Here is a 19,515-nt window from a genome sequence, read left to right as displayed (position 1 = left end):
CAAACGCCCCGCGCGGCGTAAACGGACGCCTTGCAACAAGGGCTCATGCGATGAAATTTCTCGATCTTGCGAAAGTCTATATCCGCTCCGGCGGCGGGGGCGCGGGCTGCGTCAGCTTCCGGCGCGAGAAATTCATCGAATTCGGCGGCCCCGATGGCGGCGACGGCGGCAAGGGCGGCTCGGTCTGGGCCGAAGCCGTCGACGGGCTCAACACGCTGATCGACTTCCGCTACCAACAGCATTTCTTCGCCCAATCCGGCCAGCACGGCATGGGCTCGCAGCGCACCGGCAAGGACGGCGACGATATCGTGCTGCGCGTGCCGGTCGGCACCGAGATCATCGACGAGGATGAAGAGACGGTGATCGCCGATCTGACCGAGGTCGGCCAGCGGATCCTGCTCGCCAAGGGCGGCAACGGCGGCTGGGGCAACCTGCATTTCAAGAGCTCGACCAACCGCGCCCCGCAACGCGCCAACCCCGGCCAGGAGGGCGTCGAGCGCACGCTCTGGCTGCGCCTCAAGCTGATCGCCGATGCGGGGCTTCTGGGCCTGCCCAATGCCGGCAAATCGACCTTCCTCGCCGCCGTCTCGAACGCGCGCCCGAAGATCGCCGATTACCCCTTCACCACGCTGGTCCCGAACCTCGGCGTCGTCGGCATCGACGGGCGCGAATTCGTGATCGCCGATATCCCCGGCCTGATCGAGGGCGCCTCCGAGGGCCGCGGCCTTGGCGATCAGTTCCTCGGCCATGTCGAGCGCTGCTCGGTGCTCCTGCACCTCGTCGACGGCACCTCCTCGACGCTGACCAAGGATTACCGCACGATCATCGCCGAGCTCGAGGCCTATTCGCCCGAGCTCGCCGACAAGCCCCGCGTGACCGTGCTCAACAAGATCGACGCGCTCGACCCGAAGACGCTCTCGAACCGCAAACGCGCGCTCGAGAAAGCGGTCGAGGGGCCGGTGTTCCTGATGTCGGGGGCGGCGAAAAAGGGCGTCAACGAGGTGCTGCGCGCGCTCTGGGCCGAGATCTCGGAGGATCGCGCCGAAGCGGGCGATGAGGGCGGGGCGTGGCATCCGTGAAACCTGATGTGCGGGCCGCCCAGCGGCTGGTGATCAAGATCGGCTCGGCGCTTCTGGTCGGCGCCGAGGGGCTGAAGACCGAGTGGCTGCATGCGCTTGCGCTCGATGTGGCGCAGGCGCGGGCGCGCGGCGCCGATGTGGTGATCGTCTCCTCGGGCTCGATCGCGCTCGGGCGCCGAGTGCTCGGCCTGCCCGCGGGCGCGCTGCCGCTCGAGCAAAGCCAGGCCGCCGCCGCGGTGGGCCAGATCCGCCTCGCGCGCGCCTATGAAGAGGTGCTCGCGCCCCACGGCGTGAAGACCGCGCAGGTGCTGGTCACCCTCGAAGATACCGACGACCGCCGCCGCTATCTCAACTCGCGCGCGACGATGGAGACGCTTCTGGGCCTCGGCGTCGTGCCGATCGTGAACGAGAACGACACGGTTGCGACCGACGAGATCCGCTTTGGCGATAACGACCGGCTGGCGGCGCAGATCGCGGTGACGGTGGGCGCCGATCAGCTCGTGCTGCTCTCCGATGTCGACGGGTTCTACACCGCCAACCCGAAGGAAGACCCGAGCGCCACGCGCTTTGAGCTGGTCGAGCATATCACCCCCGAGATCGAGGCGATGGCGGGCGACCCGATCTCCGGCCTCTCGAAGGGGGGTATGAAGACGAAACTCCTCGCCGCGAAAACCGCGGTCGCGGGGGGCTGTGCGATGGCGATCATGGAGGGCTCGGTCGCGCGCCCGCTGACCGCGCTCGCCGAGGGGGCGAACACCACCTGGTTCCTGCCCGAGGGCGACCCGCAGGCCGCGCGCAAACGCTGGATCGCGGCGATGAAACCGCGCGGCGAGATCTTCGTCGATGCCGGCGCGGTCGAGGCTCTGGCTTCGGGCAAATCGCTGCTGCCGGCGGGGGTGACGAAGGTGGTGGGCCGTTTTGGCCGCGGCGAGCCGGTGGCGATCGCCGGGCCCGACCGCGCGGTGCTGGCCAAGGGGCTCGTGCGCTACACCTCGGAAGAGGCGCGCGCGATTGCCGGCCACCATTCGCGCGAGATCGGCGAGATCCTCGGCTATCCTGGCCGCGCGGCGCTGATCCACCGCGACGACATGGCGATCGGCTGAAGCTGACGCCGGGGGCGAAGGGGGCGCTGCCCCCTCTGGCCTGCGGCCATTCACCCCCGGGATATTTGCACATCATTGAAACGCAGGAGAGACTGCTTTCAACGATGTCGAAATATCCCGGGGGGAGAGGCAACGCCTCCGGGGGCAGAGCCCCCGATCAGCCCGCCGAAGGGGAGGAAGGCCGGGCGCGAGGTCCGGCCTCCCCAAGGCTCAGTTCACCACATAGAGGATCTGGCGCGTCTCCGGCTCGACGAGCACCGGCCGGTCGTTGACGTTGAGATAGGCGTAGGTGGTGTCGGGCACCGGGACGAGGGTCACGGTCTCGGGCAGGATCGCGCCGGCGGTCACTTCGCCCTCGAGATAGATCGGGTCGACCGGATGCGCCTCGACATAGGTCACGACCTGTTCGTCGGGCACGCTCGCCGCCGCGCCGAGCGAGCCGCCGATGATCGCGCCGGCGATCATCGCCGCCGGGCCGCCGACCGCGGTGGCGGCCACGGCGGCGCCGGCGGTCATGCCGGCGGCGGTTGCGCCCTCATGCTCTTCATGCTCGGCCTTGTCGACGTAAGTCACGGTTTTCACGGTCAGATCCTTCGGCCCATCGGAGAGGGGGATGATCGCATCGCCCGATTTCACCGCGATCTCGGTGCCGCGCAGCCAGCCCATCTGGCCGCCGGTCTTCACCTCGCACCAGTCGCGGGTATCGAGACAGCCGTTCACCTCGAGCGCGGTCTGGGCGTTCAGCCCGGTCAGCACGGCGGTCTCGGCGCTCGGGCCCGCGCGCAGGTTCGAGGGCTCGGTGGTCACCGCCTCGAAGGCCGAGGCCGAGCCCGCGATCATCACGCCGGCCAAGGTCAGCGGCAGCAGGGTGTTCCGAAGGGTCATGGTCTTTCTCCTCACTTTCGCGCGGGCCGTTCGGGCGCCGCGCCCTATGGGGAAAGAACACCGCCCGGGCGGAGAGGTTCCGGCCCGGGCGGTCACGATGTTTTCAGGGTCTCGGCGGGAACCCGCGCGCTCAGCCCTTGGCGCTTTCCTCGGCCTCGATGGCGGCGGCGCGTTTCTCGACGAGCTCGACGATATGGTCGATCATCTTGTCATTGGAGAGTTTGTGGTCCTGTTTGCCGGCCAGATAGACCATGCCCGACCCCGCACCGCCGCCGGTGAAGCCGATATCGGTCATCAGCGCCTCGCCCGGGCCGTTCACCACGCAGCCGATGATCGACAGGCTCATCGGCGTCTTGATATGCTCGAGGCGTTTTTCCAGCGCCTCGACGGTCTTGATCACGTCAAAGCCCTGCCGCGCGCAGGAGGGGCAGGAGATGATCTGCACGCCGCGCGTGCGCAGGCCGAGCGATTTCAGGATCTCGTAGCCGACCTTGACCTCCTCGACCGGATCGGCCGAGAGGCTCACGCGGATCGTGTCGCCGATCCCCATCCACAACAGGTTGCCCAGCCCGATCGCGGATTTCACCGTGCCCGACATCAGCCCGCCAGCCTCGGTGATGCCGAGGTGGATCGGCGCGTCGGTGGCCTCGGCCAGCGCCTGATAGGCGGCCGCGGCGAGGAACACGTCGGAGGCCTTCACCGAGATCTTGAACTCATGAAAATCGTTGTCTTGCAGGATCTTGATATGGTCGAGCCCGCTTTCGACCATCGCCTCGGGGCAGGGCTCGCCATATTTCTCGAGCAGATGTTTCTCGAGCGAGCCCGCGTTCACGCCGATGCGGATCGAGCAGCCGTGGTCCTTGGCGGCGCGGATCACCTCGCGCACGCGGGTCGCATCGCCGATATTGCCGGGGTTGATGCGCAGGCAGGCCGCGCCCGCCTCGGCCGCCTCGATCGCGCGTTTGTAGTGGAAATGGATATCGGCCACGATCGGCACCGGGCTCTCGCGGCAGATCTCCTTCAGCGCGCGGGTCGAGGCCTCATCGGGGGTCGACACGCGCACGATATCGGCGCCGACATCGGCCGCGCGCAGCACCTGATCGAGCGTCGCCTTGACGTCGGAGGTGTCGGTGTTGGTCATCGTCTGCACCGAGATCGGCGCATCGCCGCCCACGGGCACGCGCCCGACCATGATCTGACGCGAGGTGCGGCGGTAGATATTGCGCCACGGGCGAACGGGGTTGAGCGACATATGGAGCCTCCGACACTGAGCCGCCCCAGACATAGGACAGCCGTCGCCCGAGGGCAACGGCTGGCAGAGCGCGGCGCGCGGAAGGTTATTCGACCGGCACCGGGGCGCCGCTGTCGGCAACCGCGACCATCTTGGCCAGATCGCTGTCCGAGGCCATGTCGGCGGCGGCATATTTCGCGCTGAGCGCCTCGGCGGAGAGCACGATGCCCTTGGTGACCTCGCCGCGCGCGCCGACCGGGCCATGCGCGACGCCATTCACCGCGAAATAGATCGCGCCGGATTCGCCGGTGCGCATCTGCGGCGCTTCGGCGAGTTTGGGCAGCGCGAAGCGTTCGCCCGCATCCATGACCTTCTCGAAGATCACCGTGCCGTCGGCTGCCGAGATCCGCACCCAGGAGGGCCGGACGGCGAGCACTTCGACCTCGGGCGCCTCGGCGCCGAGCGTGCGCACGACCGCGGGGCCGGAGGGCAGGGCGCTTTCGCCGGCTTCGGCGAGCGCCATCTCGATCGAGTTGCCGGCGGGCGCGGCGGGGGCCGCGGCGCCGGTGCCGACGAGGAGCCCCGCCTGCGCCGGGTCGATCGCGGCGATCGGGCCATCGCGGGCGATCAGAACCGGGGTGTCGAGCGCGGCCGGGCGATAGATCCGGTCGAGCGCTTCGGCGGAGGGGAGCTCGGGCAGGCTGTCCTCGGCCGAGGCGGTCTCGGTCTCGGTCTCGGCGGGCTGCGCCGCGGCGAGCGGGTCGAGCTCGGCCACCACGCCCGGCGCCTGATCGACGGGGGCGAGCTGCACGCGCTGGACCTCTTGCAGGACCGACCAGCCGCCGTAGCCGATGCCGCCCGCGAGCAGCGCCAGCACCAGCACCGAGCCTACCGCGCGCGGTTCGATCTTCGTCCAGAAGGCCTGGCCGCGCGGGATGAAGGAGGCGTTCGGATTGGCCAGCGCCTCGGCCACTTCGGCGGGGCGGCGCTGCGGTTTCGGGCCCGAGGCGGCGGGCGCCATGCCATGGGTCGGCTGGAAGCCCGATTCGGCGCAGAACCGCGCGAAGGCCCAATCCGGGTCCATGCCGAGATAGCGCGCGTAGGAGCGCACATAGCCCGCGATGAAGGAGGGGGTCTCGAAGGCCGCGACATCGCCGCTTTCGATCGCGGCGATATAGGCGGCCTTGATGCGCAGCTCGCGCTGCACATCCAGAAGGGATTTCGCGAGCGTTGCACGCTCGCCGCGCATCAGGTCGCCGAGCTTGAGCTCGAAATCGTCGAAGCCTTTCGGCTTGTCCTCAACCTGCGTCGAAGGTTTGCTCCTCCGCCCGATCATGTGCCTGTCCCTGCCTCAAACGCTAATGGTGGACGATTCGGGCCCCCAAGCCCGTGATCCTTAGCCGCTGTTTATCACAAGCCAGAGAGCCGTGCACCCGCAGAACGCGGCTCAGGCCGAGGCTTCGGCGCGATTCAGCGCACAGCGCGACCAGAGCGCATCCATCGCATGCACGAGGTGGTCGATCTGCCCCAGATCGTGCACCGGCGAGGGCGTGAAGCGCAGCCGCTCGGTGCCGCGCGGCACGGTCGGGAAGTTGATCGGCTGGACGTAGACGCCGAATTCCTCGAGCAGCATGTCGGAGAGCGCCTTGGTATGCACCGGGTCGCCGATCACCACCGGCACGATATGCGAGCCGTGGTCGATGATCGGCATGCCGAGCGCCTTGAGGCGCATTTTCAGCACCTTGGCGTGGAGCTGTTGCGCATCGCGCAGCTTCTGCCCCTCGGCGGTCTTGAGAAACGCGATCGAGGCGGCGGCACCGGCGGCCACCACCGGCGGCAGCGAGGTGGTGAAGATGAAGCCCGGCGCATAGGAGCGGATCGCGTCGACCATCTTTTCCGAGGCCGCGATATAGCCGCCGAAAACGCCAAACGCCTTGCCGAGCGTGCCGTTGAAGATGTCGATGCGGCCCATTTCGCCGAGCTTCTCGGCAAGCCCGGCGCCGCGCGGGCCATACATGCCCACCGCATGGACCTCGTCGAGATAGGTCAGCGCGTTGAATTCCTGCGCCAGATCGCAGATCGCCGAGATCGGGCCGAAATCGCCATCCATCGAATAGACCGATTCAAAGGCGATCAGCTTCGGCGCCTGCGGGTCATCGGCGGCCAAGAGTTCGCGCAGATGGGCGGTGTCATTGTGGCGGAAGATGCGCTTGGCGCCGCCGTTGCGCTTGATGCCCTCGATCATCGAGGCGTGGTTGAGCTCGTCGGAATAGATGATCAGCCCGGGGAACAGCTTGTGCAGCGTCGAGAGCGTCGCGTCATTGGCGATATAGGCCGAGGAGAAGACGAGCGCGGCTTCCTTGCCATGCAGATCGGCCAGCTCCGCCTCGAGGCGCTTGTGATAAACCGTGGTGCCCGAGATGTTGCGCGTGCCGCCCGAGCCCGCGCCGGTGGCGTCGAGCGCCTCATGCATGGCGGCGAGGACGGCGGGGTGCTGGCCCATGCCGAGGTAATCGTTGCCGCACCAGATGGTGATCTCCTTGCGGCTGCCGTCGGGACGGGTCCATTCCGCTTTCGGATAGGCGCCCTTCTCACGCTCGATATCGATGAAAACGCGATAGCGGCCTTCGTCGTGCAGCCGTTGGATCGCGGTATCGAGTGCGTGATTGTAGTCCATGTCGTTTCCCTCGCCAAAGTTCGCTGGGGTGAGCCATACCGGCCCGGTTCGCGTCGGGCATTGATAAAGGTCAAACTCATAAAAAGGGAGCGCAAAAATGTCGCGGATTGAAATCGGGGCGGCGGATCTGTCTCGAAATGCAGGGCAGGGCTGCGCTGGACAGTGGCGCGCGGGGTGCTAGGGTCTGGCCAAGACAAGGAGAAGACCATGACCCTCGAAAGCGTTTTGACCCGGATCGACGAGAGCTTGCCCGAAGCGATGGAGCGGCTGATGACGCTCCTGCGCATCCCGTCGATCTCCACCGATCCGGCCTATAAGGCAGAGTGCGAGAGCGCCGCCGACTGGCTCGTTACCGAGTTGAATTCGCTCGGTTTCAAGGCCGAGAAACGGAGGGTGCCGGGGCACCCGATGGTGGTGGCGCGCCATGAAGGGCCGGGGCCGCATCTGCTCTTTTACGGCCATTATGATGTGCAGCCGGTCGATCCGCTCACGCTGTGGGATCGGCCGCCGTTTGAGCCCGCGATCGAGGAGGGCCCGAACGGCCCGGTGATCCGCGGGCGCGGCTCCTCCGATGACAAGGGCCAGCTGATGACCTTCCTCGAGGCCTGCCGCGCTTACAAGGATGTGACCGGCACGCTGCCCGGCAACCTGACGATCTTCTTCGAGGGGGAGGAGGAATCGGGTTCGCCCTCGCTCATTCCGTTCCTCGAGGCCAACCGCGACGAGCTCGCCTGTGACCTCGCGCTGATCTGCGATACCTCGATGGTCTCGCCCGGCGTGCCCTCGATCGCGGGGCAGCTGCGCGGCATGCTGAAGGAGGAATTCACCCTCCACGGGCCGCGGATCGACCTGCATTCGGGCCATTACGGCGGCCCGGCGCTGAACCCCTTGCGCGAAATCTCGAAGCTGATCGCGAGCTTCCATGATGAGGCGGGCCGGGTCGCGGTCGAGGGCTTTTACGAGGGCGTCGCCGAGGTGCCGGCCGAGCTCAAGCGCCAGTGGGAGGCCTGCGGCTTCGACGAGGCGGCCTATCTCGGCCATGCCGGGATGACGGTCGCGCATGGCGAGGCGGGCTATTCCGCGCTCGAGCAGCAATGGGCGCGGCCCACGCTCGAGATCAACGGGCTCTGGGGCGGCTATCAGGGCGCGGGGTCGAAAACCGTGATCCCGGCCGAGGCGCATTGCAAGATCACCTGTCGGCTCGTCGGCGCGATGGAGCCGGGCGATGTGCGGCGCAAGCTGCGCGCCCATGTCGAGGCGCGGCTGCCCACCGATGCGCGCATCACCTGGGACAGCGATCTCGACGGCGCCCCCGCGGCGGTGATGGATACCTCGCGCCCCGAATTCGAGGCCGCGCGGCAGGCGCTCTCGGAGGAATGGAACCGCGAGGCGGTGATCGTCGGCATGGGCGGCTCGATCCCGATCGCCTATTACTTCAAGTCGATCCTCGGGATGGATGCGATGCTGATCGGCTACGCCAATGACGATGACGCGATCCACAGCCCGAACGAGAAATACGACGTGAAGAGCTTCCACAAGGGCATCCGCTCCTGGGCGCGGATCCTCGACCGGATCGCCAAGTGACTTGCGCCGGGGGCTGTCTGCCCCCGGACCCCCGAGGATATTTGGACATCATTGAAGGAGGGGCTTTTCCCCTTCAACGATGTGAAAATATCCCGGGGGTGAATGCCGCAGGCAGAGGGGGCAGAGCCCCCTTCGCCGCTCGGCCCGGGGTTACTGGCGCAAGAGGCGCGCCTCGGCGGCATCGGCTTGCGCCCAGGTCATCACGCCTTGCGCCGCGGCCTGCGCCATGCGGGCCCGCCATGCGTCATCGAGCAGGCGCTGGCGGTCGGCCTCGGAGGAGAGAAAGCCCAGTTCGAGCAGCGCCGAGGGGATGTCGGGCGATTTCAGCACCGAGAAATTCGCCCCCTGCACGGCATGTTTGTGCATCTTGAGCCCTTCGGATTTGATCGCGCCGGCAAGGGTTTGCGCAAGGCGCAGGCTGCGCGGCTGGGTCTCGGTGCGCGCCAGATCCATCAGCACCATCGCCACCGCATCGTCATGGCCGGCGAGATCCACCCCGGAGAGCAGATCGTCGCGGTCATGGCGCTCGGTGAGTTTTTGCGTCGCGGCGGTCTCGGCGGTTTCGGCGAGGTGATAGACGGTGGCGCCGGTCGCCTCGCCCTCGGGCAGCGCATCGGCATGCAGCGACAGCAGCAGATCCGCCCCGGTTGCGCGCGCCACCGTGATCCGGGTTTCGAGCGGCACGAAGACATCCTCCTCGCGCGTCATCACCACCTCGACGCCCGCCCGCGTCAGCGCCTCTTTGAGCGCGCGCGCGAAGGTCAGCACCAGAACCGCCTCCGATTGCGCGCCGGATTCGGCGCCCGGGTCGATGCCGCCGTGGCCCGGGTCGAGCACCACGCGCAGCGGGCGGGTGCCGTCCTGGCGGCGGTGGGGGGGCTCGGTCGCGGCGGGTTGCGGCAGATCCCAGAGCGCGGAGGAGGGCGCGCCGACACGGGTGGCGAACTCCTCCTCGGCCACCGGCAGGAGCCGCAGGCGCACCTGCGCGGCGCCGGGCTCAGTCAGCTCCACCGCTTCGGCGATCTCGACGGGGGTGTTGAGCTCGGCCACGAGCCGCGACCAGCCGGGCCGGAACCGGCCCCAGCGCAGGGTCGCGACCGCGCCGGCGGGGGCGAGCGCCTCCGCGCGGGTCGCGGAGAAATCGACCTCGCGGAAATCCACCACGAGGCGGCGCGGGCTGTCGAGCAGATAGGCGCGAAACGGCACCGGCTGGCTCAGCCCGAGCGTGATCTCGGTCGCGGCGCCTTGCGCCACGATCGCCGAGCGCGCGGGCTCGAGCCGCGCCAGCGCTGCGAGCTCTTCGGCGCGCGCGCCCGTCAGAGCCCCGAAAAACGCCAGGAACCCCAGCGCGAGTGCCGCGAAAATCCGTTTCATCTGCCTGTCCGGTTGACCCCGTTTGCGCCACTATAGCGCGGGGCGCGCGTCTCAGCGAGAGGCCATGAAGGCGGTCAGCCGCGCCAGCCCCTCGGCGATATCGGCGCTCGCGCGCGCGTATGAAAAGCGCAGCGTCCGGCCGCCGCGATGGGGGTCGAAATCGAGCCCCGGGGTGACCGCGACGCCGGCTTTCTCGAGGATCTCGGCGGCGAGCGCGCGGCTGTCCTCGGTCAGGTCCGAGACATCGGCGTAGATGTAGAAGGCGCCATCGGGGGGGGCGATTTTCGTGAAGCCCGCGCGCGGCAGGCCCTCGAGCATGAGGCGGCGGTTTTCGGCATAGACGGCGCGGTTGGCCTCGAGCTCGTCGATCCCCTCGAGTGCCGCAAGTGCGGCGATCTGGCTGGCGTGGGGCGGGCAGATGAACATGTTCTGCGCCAGCCGCTCGACGGTGCGGATATGGCTTTCGGGCACCACCATCCAGCCCACCCGCCAGCCGGTCATCGAGAAATATTTCGAGAAGGAGTTGATCACGAAGACCTCGTCGGAGAGCTCGAGCGCGGTGACCGCGCGGGCCTCGTAATGGAGCCCGTGATAGATCTCGTCGGAAATGAAGGCGATGTCGCGCGCGCGCGCGGCCTCGATCAGCGCGCCGAGCTCGGGCGCGCCGAGCATCGTGCCCGAGGGGTTGCCGGGCGAGGCCACGATCAGCCCCGCGACGCCTTCGGGGATCTCGGCGGGCACCGGCTGGTAACGGTTTTCGGCGCGGGTGGGGATGCCGACCGGCTCGACCGACATCGCGCGCAGGATCTGGCGATAGCTCGGATAGCCCGGCTCGCCGAGCGCGACGCGATCACCGGCATCGAAAAGCGCCGAGAAAGCGAGCAGGAACGCCCCCGAGGAGCCCGCCGTGACCACCACCCGCGCGGGGTCGAGCTCGACGCCATACCAGCGCTTGTAAAGCGCCGCGATGCCCGCGCGCAGCTCAGGCAGGCCGAGCGCCACCGTATAGCCAAGCGCCTCGCGCTCGAGCGCCGCGGCCAGCGCCGCGCGCGCGACCGCGGGGGCGGGCGTCGAGGGCTGGCCCACCTCCATATGGATGATGTGTCGCCCCGCAGCTTCGGCGGCGCGCGCGGCCTCCATCACATCCATCACGATAAAGGGATCGACCTGACCACGGCTTGAGAAACGCATCTTTCGGCTCCATGCTTGGGAGGCTTCGCGATAGGCCGGCGGCCGGGCGCGGTCAAGACGCGCGACCCGGTGCCGCGCCCCCCTTGCGCCGCCCGCCCCGAGCCGCCACTGTGCCGCCCAACCGCCCCCCGGGGCCCCACCGATCCAGGAACCGCCATGATCCGCACGACTTTCGCCGCTCTCGCCCTCTCGACCGCGCTCGCCGCCCCCGCCGGCGCGCTCGACCTCTCCGCCATGACCGATGCCGAAAAGGCGGCCTTTGGCGAGGCGGTGAAGGCCTATCTGATGGAAAATCCGCAGGTTCTGGTCGAGGCGATCAATGTCCTCGAAGAGCGCCAGCAGGCCGCCGAGGCGCAAAACGACAAGGTTCTGGTGGCGACCAATGCCAAGGACATCTTCGAGGCGCCGGCCGATTGGGTCGGCGGCAACCCCGAGGGCGATGTCACCGTGGTCGAGTTCATGGATTACCGCTGCACCTATTGCCGCAAGGCCTATTCGGAGGTGGAGGAGCTCCTCAAACAGGACGGCAACATCCGCTTCGTGGTCAAGGAATTCCCGATCCTCGGCCAGGAAAGCGAGCTCTCGGCGCGCTTTGCGGTGGCGGTGAAGCAGATCGCGGGGGATGCGGCCTACAAGACCATCCACGACGCGCTGATCGGTTTCCGCGGCGCGATCACGCTCGAAAGCCTCACCCGGCTCGCCGAGGAGAACAAGCTCGACGCCAAGGCGATCATGCAGCGGATGAACGAGGAAGAGGTCACCGCGGTCTTGCGCGCCAACCACCAGCTCGCCGAGCGGATGCGGATCTCGGGCACGCCGGCCTTTATCATCGGCGAGGAGCTGATGCGCGGCTATGCGCCGCTTGCGACGATGCAGGAGATCGTCGACGGCCAGCGCGGCTGAGCCCGGCGGGGAGGGGGGCGCTGCCCCCCGGCTCCGCCTCCCCCCGGGATATTTATGGCAAGATGAAATCCCCCCTTTCATCTTGCTTCAAATATCCCGGGGGTGAATGGCCGCAGGCCAGAGGGGGCAGCGCCCCCTGCGCCGCTTCAGATGAGCGAAGGGGCGCCGTTTTGACACCAAGTTGTTTTGACCCGGGCCCGCGCGCGCGATATAGGGGGCGCGACATGGGGGCGGGTGCCCTCCGGGGGTAAGTCTTTGATCCGTTTTCTTCTGTCCTCGATCGGTGGTCTGTTCTCGTGGATCGTCACCGCGTTGTTCTTCGCGGCGCTGACGATTGGTGCGATTTTCTGGATGTATTCGCGCAATTTGCCGAGCCATGAGCAGCTCGCGCAATATACCCCCAAGACGATCTCGCGGATCTACAGCGGCGAGGGCCGTTTGATCGACGAATTCGCCGAGGAGCGGCGGATCTTCGTGCCGATCAACGACATGCCCGACCTCGTGAAGAACGCCTTCGTCTCGGCCGAGGACAAGAATTTCTGGGTGCACAAGGGCTATGACGCGCGCGGCATGATCGCGGCGATGGTCGATGCGGTGCGTTCGGGCGGCAAGGAGATGCGCGGCGCCTCGACGATCACCCAGCAGGTGATGAAGAACTTCCTGCTCTCCTCCGACCGTTCGGTCGAGCGCAAGATCAAGGAGTTGATCCTGGCGAGCCGGGTCGAGGAGGCGCTCTCGAAGGACCGCATTCTCGAGCTCTATCTCAACGAGATCTTCCTCGGGCAGAACTCCTACGGCGTGGCCGCGGCTGCGCAGACCTATTTCAACAAGACGCTGGCGCAGCTCGATGTGGCCGAGGCCGCCTATCTCGCCGCGCTGCCGAAAAAGCCCGCGCAGCTGCACCCGGTGCGCAATTATGAAGAGGCGCGGCTGCGGCGCAATTATGTGCTGCGGCGGATGTATGAGGACGGCTATATCGACCAGCCGACGATGGAGGCCGCGCAGGCGAGCGAGCTCAAGACCGTGCAGCGCGGCGATTATGCGCCGTTCCGCGACCAGCTGCCGCCGCGCGATTATTTCACCGACGAGATCCGCCGCCAGCTTTCCAAGACCTTCGGCCATGATGAGTTCTTCGGCGGCGGTCTGACGATCAGGGCGACCGTCAACCCCGACATGCAATCGGCCGCCGCCAAGGCGCTGCAGGAGGCGCTCGAGAAATATGACCGCGGGCAGGGCGTCTGGCGCGGCACCGGCGCGGTGATCGGGGCCGACAGGCTCGGCACCGAGGCCGACTGGCGCGCCGCGCTGGCCGAGGTGCCCACCGACAAGGCGCCGCGCGATATCGAGGGCTGGCACCCGGCGGTGGTGCTCGAGCTGGGCGACAGCGCCGCGCGGATCGGCATCGAGGGTATCGCCGAGGATGAGGACGGGCATTGGATCCCGGCCGAGGATGTCACCTGGGCGCGCAAGCGGCTCGAGGGTGGCAAGCTCGGGCCGAGGGCGCGCAAGGCGGGCGATCTCGTTTCGGTGGGCGATGTGGTTCTGGTGCGCGCGCTCGGCGGCGACGGGGCCGATTTCAAGCGCTGGTCGCTGCGTCAGGTGCCGGTCGTCGAGGGCGCCTTCATGGCGATGGATGTCAACACCGGTCGCGTGATCGCGATGCAGGGCGGCTTCTCCTATCAGGCCTCGGTCTTCAACCGCACCACTCAGGCGCAGCGCCAGCCGGGCTCGAACTTCAAGCCCTTCGTTTACGCCGCCGCGCTCGATTCGGGCTTCGCGCCCGAGACCGTCGTCGTCGACGCGCCGATCGAGGTGAACACGCCGCAGGGCCTGTGGCGCCCGAAGAACGCCTCGAACAAATATTACGGCCCGACGCCGATGCGCACCGGGCTCGAACAATCGCGCAACCTGATGACGGTGCGGATCGCGCAAGAGATCGGCATGGAGACGGTGGCGCAATATGCCGAGAAGTTCGGCGTCTACAACCCGATGAAACCGTTTCTCGCCAATGCCTTGGGCTCGCAGGAGACCACGATGTATCAGATCGTGAGCGCCTATGCGATGTTCGCCAATGGCGGCGAGCGGGTGGAGCCGACGCTTGTGGACCGGGTGCAGGACCGCTGGGGCCGCACCATCTACCGCCATGACCAGAGCGTGTGCGAGGATTGCGCCGACGAGGTTCTGCCGGCCGGCCTCGGGCCGCGGGTGCGCACCGACCGCGAGCGGGTGATCGACCCGATCACCGCCTATCAGATGATCTCGCTGATGGAGGGTGTGGTGAAACGCGGCTCGGGTTCCGGGGTCAACCTGCCGGTGCCCGTCGCGGGCAAGACCGGCACCACGAATGACGCGAAAGACGTGTGGTTCACGGGCTTTACCTCGAATATCGTGGCGAGCTGTTACATGGGCTTTGACCAGCCGCGCTCGCTCGGGCCCGGCGCCTATGGCGGCACGCTCTGTGTGCCGGTTTTCAACGCTTTCATGAAAGAGGCGGTGAAGGAATATGGCGGCTCGAAGTTCAAGGTGCCGCCGGGGGGGCATTGGGTGAAGTTCAACCGCTTCACCGGCGAGCGGCTCTCCGACGATGCGACGGGCGATTTCGTGCAGGCGGAATATCTGCGCGACGGTCAGGAGCAGATGGCGGGGCTCGGCCTCGTGGTCGATGGCGGCTTTGCGATGGGCGCCGATCTGCCGCTCTTTGCGCAGGGCGAGACCGACGAGGGCGATGCGACGGTCACCACCTCGACGGGCAAGACCAAGGTGATCCCGAAGAAGGCCGATTTCGGCACGGTGAGCTCGGGCGGGCTTTACTGAGGGCGCGCGGGCGCGGGCAAGGCTTGCCCGCGCGCGGGGGAGGCTGTATCACCGCGACCAAGATAAAAAGAGGACTGCAGCGAGATGCGCGCCGAGACGCTCAATACCGTGGAAGCGATCAAGAAATCGCTGAAACTTCTGGCCCAGCGGATGGATTGGGAAACCGCCCCGCACCGGCTGGAGGAATTCAACGCCATGATCGAGGACGGCGATCTGTGGTCCGACCCGGCGCGCGCGCAAAAGCTGATGCGCGAGCGGCAGATGCTGATGGACAAGGTCGAGACCTATCGCAAGATCGAGCGCGAGCTGACCGACAATGTCGAGCTGATCGAGCTCGGCGAGGCCGAGGGCGACCCGGAGATCGTCGCCGAGGCCGAGAAATCGCTCAAGGAGACCCGCGAATTCGCCGCCGCGAAGGAGCTTGAGGCGCTGCTCGATGGCGAGGCCGATGGCAACGACACCTTCCTCGAGATCAACGCCGGCGCGGGCGGCACGGAGAGCTGCGATTGGGCCTCGATTCTGGCGCGGATGTATGTGCGCTGGGCGGAGAAAAAGGGCTACAAGGTCGAGCTGCAGTCGGAATCGGCGGGCGACGAGGCGGGGATCAAATCCGCCGCCTACAAGATCTCGGGGCCCAATGCCTATGGCTGGCTGAAATCGGAATCGGGCGTGCACCGGCTCGTGCGGATCTCGCCCTATGACTCGGCGGCGCGGCGGCATACCTCGTTCAGCTCGGTCTGGGTCTATCCGGTCGTCGACGACAATATCGAGATCGACATCCCCGCCAGCGATATCCGCATCGATACCTATCGCTCCTCGGGCGCGGGCGGCCAGCACGTCAACACCACCGACTCGGCGGTGCGGATCACCCACTTGCCGACCAATATCGTGGTGACGAGCTCGATGAAATCGCAGCACCAGAACCGCGAGATCGCGATGAATGCGCTGCGCTCGCGGCTCTATCAGCTCGAGCTCGAGAAGCGCAACGCGGCGATCAACGCGGCCCATGAGGCCAAGGGCGATGCCGGCTGGGGCAACCAGATCCGCTCCTATGTGCTCCAGCCCTATCAGATGGTGAAGGATCTGCGCACCGGCTACGAGACCTCCGATACGCAAGGCGTGCTCGACGGCGATCTCGACGGGTTCATGGCGGCGACATTGGCGATGGGCGTCGAGGGCAAATCCCGCGCCGATGCGCAGGCGGAGGATTGATCCATGGCGGCGCGGGTCTATATCACCGGCGCCGCAGGATCTGGAACTTCCTCTCTCGGGCGCGCACTCGCCGAAAGGTTGAGCGTGCCCCATCTCGATACCGATGATTTCTTCTGGGCGCCGAGCGAGGTGCCCTATACCGCCAAGCGCCCGGTGGCCGAGCGGCTGGCGCTGATCGCGGCCGCGCAGGCGGGGCAGGAGGCGGCGGGCGCGGCGGCGGGCGAAACCGGCGGCTGGGTGCTCTCGGGGGCGGCCGATGGCTGGGGCGAGCCCGCGATCGCGGGGGCCGCTCTGATCATCCTCGTGCTCACGCCGACGCCGGTGCGCCTTGCGCGGATCCGCAAGCGCGAGGCGGGAAAGTTCGGCGCGCGGGTGAAGCCCGGCGGCGATCTCTATCACAATCACGCGGAATTCCTGAAATGGGCGGCTTCTTATGACGAGCCCTATTTCGGCGGCCGCTCGCTCACCCGCCACCGGGCCTGGCTTGCGGGGCGCGATGAGCCGATCCTCGAACTTTCCGGCGCGCGCCCGGTCGAGGAGATCACCGAGGCGGCGCTGGCGCGGCTCGCGGCGCTGGGCGTGCTCTGAGGGTCTGGCGGCGCGCCCGCTGAAGGGTCGGAATTTGCGTATTTTTTCCAAGAAGAAGGGGGGAGTGCCGCCCCTGGTTTCTTCTTGGTCCAAATACGCAAGCGCGCTCGGGCCGGGGCGCGCGGCCGGGCGGGGGCGGCGGTCAGCCTGCCATCACCAGGGGTTTGTGGTTCTTGGCGTGGCGCAGGCTGAGCTTCCGGCCAATCCGGCCATTGGCCAGCGGGCGGGCGGTTTCGGGGGCGGCCTCGGGGCGGCGCAGTTCGGGGAAGAGCTCGAAGATCTCGGCGCGCGCGGCGCGGGTCAGGCTGCGCAGCGCCTGCGCGCCAGTGTAGAGCGATTCCGCCTCGGCGCCATTGGCGAAGACCACCTCATGGCGGTCGAAGAGCAGGTGCAGGTAGCTCACCGGCCCCGCGCCGGGCGGCATCTGGGTGATGCCCGGATAGCCGACGAGATGTTTGGCGCCGATCAGCACCTCGCGCGCGCCGCTCATCCGCTCGGCGATGGCGGAGCGCAGCAAGATCCGATGTTGGGGCGAGACGAGGAGATCGTGGCGTGGCAGGCCGCGGCCGAGTGCCTCGGCGCGGATCCTGACCGGCGCGAGATGGGGCGCGGCGGCGAGCGCGGTCGCGTCGAGATCGCGCCGGCCGATCCAGCGCAGCGGTTGCAGCCCGTGATCGAGTGTGCGCACCCGGTCGCCCGGGCGCAGCGTCTCGATCGCGCGCGGGCCGGTTGCGGTTTCGATCAAGGTGCCCGCGCAAAAGCAGATCGGGTCGAGCGCGGTATAGGCGTCGGAGAAATCGAGCTGGCCGTCATTGTCGCCGACCGTCGTATCGCCCTGCTCGTCGGTGGCGTAATAGGTCAGCGTGGTCGGCTGGGTCGGCAGATTGCCGGAGAGATCGAGCAGCAGAAACTGGCCGTGCCCTTCGAAGACGATGTAATCATCGCCCGCGCCGAGGCCCGCGACGAGGTCGTTCTTCGGGGTGAGGTTGCCAAAACCGGGCGAGGCGCTCCAGCCGCTGTTGCCGGTCGTCGGGTCGCCGTCCTTGTCGATGCCGGGGGTATAGACCTCGAGTTTCCAGAACTGGCCGTTCGAGAATTCGGTCGCGGAGGCGTTCTTGTTGCCGGTCCAGACGAGGCGATAGAGCGTGTCGGAGCCCGAGAGCGCCTGGGCATTGGGCAGCACGATCCCGAAATTCGCGTCGCCCGGGTTGCCCAGATTCGTGGGCTGCCCGGAGAGCTTCGCCAGCATGTCGCCGGTGAGATAGATCGGGTCGGTATAGGTCGCCATGGCCTGCCTTGGGGATCGCGCGCGACCGCGCCCGGGGGGGGGCGGGGGCGGCGGGATCGGGTGGGTCTGCTCGGTCGTCCGTCTTGGCGGCGGATCGTGGTAAATTTCTGTTAACCAAGCTGCCACAGAATGGCCGCAAAGCAAGCAAAACCCGCCGAAAGCGGCGGGTTTTGGCGGGGTTTGCGCGAAGGTGAGGGGGATCGGCCACGATTTTGGCCGCCCCGGGGGGGGGCGGTGCCGGTCGCGCTCAGCCTTGGGGCGCGCCGATCACCCGCGGCGGCGGCGCGCGCAGGCCGTTCGCGCCCGGTTCGACGAGGGCGCGGGCGTTTTGCAGATGGCGCTGGGCGAGGCGGCGGCCGAGCCGGCCCGAGAGGATCAGCCGCGCGGGCTCGGGCGGGGTCGGGGCGGCGAGAAGCTCGGGGAACAGCGTCAGGAGCTCGCGCCGCTGCGCGCGGGAGAAGGCGCGCAGCGCCTGTTGGCCGGTGTAGAGCGACTCGCTCGCCGCGCCGTTCGCGGTCACGATCTCATGGCGGTCGAAGAGCAGGTGCAGATAGACCACGCCTGTGCAATCGGTATCGACGGTGATCCCCGGCAGGCCGACGAGCTGTTTGGCCGCGACCAGCACTTCGCGCGTGCCGCTCATCCGCTCGGCGATGGCGGAGCGCACCAGCATCCGGTGCTGGGGCGAGACGCGCAGCGCGCGCGCGGGCAGGCCCGGGCCGAGCGCGCCCGGCGCGATCACGATCGGGCGCAGCTCGGGGGCGGCGCGCAGCACCTGAGCCGAGAGCCGGCGCTTGCCGATCCAGCGCAGCACCTGCGCGCCGTGGCCCTGGGTGGTGACGAGATCGCCGACCCGCAGCCGCTCGATCGGGCGCGGGCCGGTGGGGGTGAGGATCTCGGTGCCGGGGGTGAAACAGGGCACCACGCTTTGATAATCATTCGCGCTGCCCGAGACATAGGTGAGCGGCACGCCGACCGGCGGCGCCGGCCCGTCCCAGGCGAAGCCGATCAGCGAGCTCGAGACCCCGCCATCGGGCGAGAGCGAGATGCCGACGAAGCGATAGGTATTGGTGCCATCGGTCAGCGTCACCTCGTATTCGTCCTGGATGACATTGCCGTCGGCGGCGAGATAGGTCACGCCGTTCACGGTGATGTCGTTCATCAGGATCTGGTGGCTGCTGTCGTCATCGAGGCTTTGCGCGGAGAGGGTCATCGCCGGGTTCCAGCTCGGCGTGCTGCCGTCGAGATCGGTGTCTTCGATCAGCGCGGTGACGGCAGGGGCGGCGGTCATCGTCAGCCCCGCGCCCGCGACGTTCGGCCAGCCGCCGTCGGAGAGGTTCCAATTCGGGGTGAACCAGGCGGGCGAGAAACTGGCCGCCGAGAAGGAGAAGATCTGGAGCGAATAGAGCGCCATCTCAGCGCCCCCGGGCGGCGGCGGGGAGGGCGAGCGGGGCGACAGCGGCAGGCATTTGCGAAAATCCGTTCAGGGCAGGTCTCAAAACGCTTTGGATTCAAGATCGCCGCACCTTCGAGCCGGATTGGGCCGAAATTATGGTGAAAATTCGGTAAATTCATTCGGGGCGCCC

15 protein-coding genes are annotated in these 19,515 nt (G+C 67.7%); 7 read left to right on the top strand and 8 right to left on the bottom strand.

Features of this window, described 5'->3' with window-relative positions; all coding sequences use genetic code 11:
• Nucleotides 1–50 precede the first annotated feature (50 nt).
• Nucleotides 51–1,079, top strand: coding sequence for a GTPase ObgE (gene obgE / locus LPB142_RS10695; protein ID WP_068766683.1), 1,029 nt, complete (start codon nt 51–53; stop codon nt 1,077–1,079).
• Entirely contained in the window at nt 1,067–2,182 is a 1,116-nt protein-coding gene (gene proB, locus LPB142_RS10690) for a glutamate 5-kinase (protein WP_068766684.1), read from the top strand. Before obgE ends, proB begins: the two co-directional genes overlap by 13 nt.
• A gap of 210 nt (nt 2,183–2,392) precedes the next feature.
• On the opposite strand, the gene LPB142_RS10685 is transcribed toward proB, so the two are convergent.
• The 4 genes from LPB142_RS10685 to hemA form a co-directional block, all read right to left on the bottom strand.
• The gene (locus LPB142_RS10685) at nt 2,393–3,067 is read right to left on the bottom strand and encodes a DUF1236 domain-containing protein (RefSeq protein WP_071166370.1); all 675 of its coding nucleotides are present in this window, start codon (nt 3,065–3,067) and stop codon (nt 2,393–2,395) included.
• Between the two features lie 130 nt (nt 3,068–3,197).
• Entirely contained in the window at nt 3,198–4,319 is a 1,122-nt protein-coding gene (gene ispG / locus LPB142_RS10680; RefSeq protein ID WP_071166369.1) for a flavodoxin-dependent (E)-4-hydroxy-3-methylbut-2-enyl-diphosphate synthase, read from the bottom strand.
• A gap of 85 nt (nt 4,320–4,404) precedes the next feature.
• The gene (locus tag LPB142_RS10675) at nt 4,405–5,634 is read right to left on the bottom strand and encodes a helix-turn-helix domain-containing protein (RefSeq protein WP_071166368.1); all 1,230 of its coding nucleotides are present in this window, start codon (nt 5,632–5,634) and stop codon (nt 4,405–4,407) included.
• Between the two features lie 111 nt (nt 5,635–5,745).
• Entirely contained in the window at nt 5,746–6,975 is a 1,230-nt protein-coding gene (hemA, locus tag LPB142_RS10670) for a 5-aminolevulinate synthase (RefSeq protein WP_068766688.1), read from the bottom strand.
• A 207-nt stretch (nt 6,976–7,182) separates the two neighbouring features.
• Between hemA and LPB142_RS10665 the strand changes: the two genes are divergently transcribed.
• Entirely contained in the window at nt 7,183–8,559 is a 1,377-nt protein-coding gene (locus LPB142_RS10665) for a M20/M25/M40 family metallo-hydrolase (RefSeq protein ID WP_071166367.1), read from the top strand.
• Nucleotides 8,560–8,709: 150 nt separating this feature from the next.
• Here the strand turns inward: LPB142_RS10665 and LPB142_RS10660 are convergent, their stop codons facing one another.
• Together LPB142_RS10660 and LPB142_RS10655 are read right to left on the bottom strand one after the other, a co-directional pair.
• Nucleotides 8,710–9,933 carry an N-acetylmuramoyl-L-alanine amidase gene (locus tag LPB142_RS10660; RefSeq protein ID WP_071166366.1) on the bottom strand — a complete coding sequence of 408 codons (1,224 nt, stop codon included), beginning with the start codon at nt 9,931–9,933 and terminating at the stop codon, nt 8,710–8,712.
• A 51-nt stretch (nt 9,934–9,984) separates the two neighbouring features.
• Nucleotides 9,985–11,124: a pyridoxal phosphate-dependent aminotransferase gene (locus LPB142_RS10655; protein ID WP_071166365.1), complete on the bottom strand. Its 1,140-nt coding sequence runs from the start codon at nt 11,122–11,124 to the stop codon at nt 9,985–9,987.
• 156 nt (nt 11,125–11,280) lie between these two features.
• Here LPB142_RS10655 and LPB142_RS10650 point away from each other — a divergent pair, with 156 nt between their 5' ends.
• From LPB142_RS10650 to LPB142_RS10635, 4 genes are all read left to right on the top strand, one after another.
• Entirely contained in the window at nt 11,281–12,027 is a 747-nt protein-coding gene (locus LPB142_RS10650) for a DsbA family protein (RefSeq protein ID WP_071166364.1), read from the top strand.
• A gap of 255 nt (nt 12,028–12,282) precedes the next feature.
• Nucleotides 12,283–14,841, top strand: coding sequence for a penicillin-binding protein 1A (locus tag LPB142_RS10645; RefSeq protein WP_068766693.1), 2,559 nt, complete (start codon nt 12,283–12,285; stop codon nt 14,839–14,841).
• A gap of 84 nt (nt 14,842–14,925) precedes the next feature.
• Nucleotides 14,926–16,053 (top strand): peptide chain release factor 2, encoded by a 1,128-nt coding sequence (prfB, locus tag LPB142_RS10640; protein ID WP_068766694.1) that lies wholly within the window; start codon nt 14,926–14,928, stop codon nt 16,051–16,053.
• A 3-nt stretch (nt 16,054–16,056) separates the two neighbouring features.
• Nucleotides 16,057–16,641 (top strand): P-loop NTPase family protein, encoded by a 585-nt coding sequence (locus LPB142_RS10635; RefSeq protein ID WP_071166363.1) that lies wholly within the window; start codon nt 16,057–16,059, stop codon nt 16,639–16,641.
• Nucleotides 16,642–16,783: 142 nt separating this feature from the next.
• On the opposite strand, the gene LPB142_RS10630 is transcribed toward LPB142_RS10635, so the two are convergent.
• A complete protein-coding gene (locus LPB142_RS10630) occupies nt 16,784–17,929 on the bottom strand; it encodes a Hint domain-containing protein (RefSeq protein ID WP_082872956.1) in 1,146 nt (381 codons plus the stop codon).
• A 247-nt stretch (nt 17,930–18,176) separates the two neighbouring features.
• Nucleotides 18,177–19,343 (bottom strand): Hint domain-containing protein, encoded by a 1,167-nt coding sequence (locus LPB142_RS10625; protein ID WP_071166362.1) that lies wholly within the window; start codon nt 19,341–19,343, stop codon nt 18,177–18,179.
• Nucleotides 19,344–19,515 lie beyond the last annotated feature (172 nt).

Origin of the sequence: Rhodobacter xanthinilyticus (assembly GCF_001856665.1) — a bacterium.
Classification (GTDB): Bacteria; Pseudomonadota; Alphaproteobacteria; order Rhodobacterales; family Rhodobacteraceae; genus Rhodobacter; species Rhodobacter xanthinilyticus.
The sequence above is the reverse complement of the archived record's forward strand: the minus strand, read 5'-3'. Positions and strand labels throughout refer to the sequence as shown.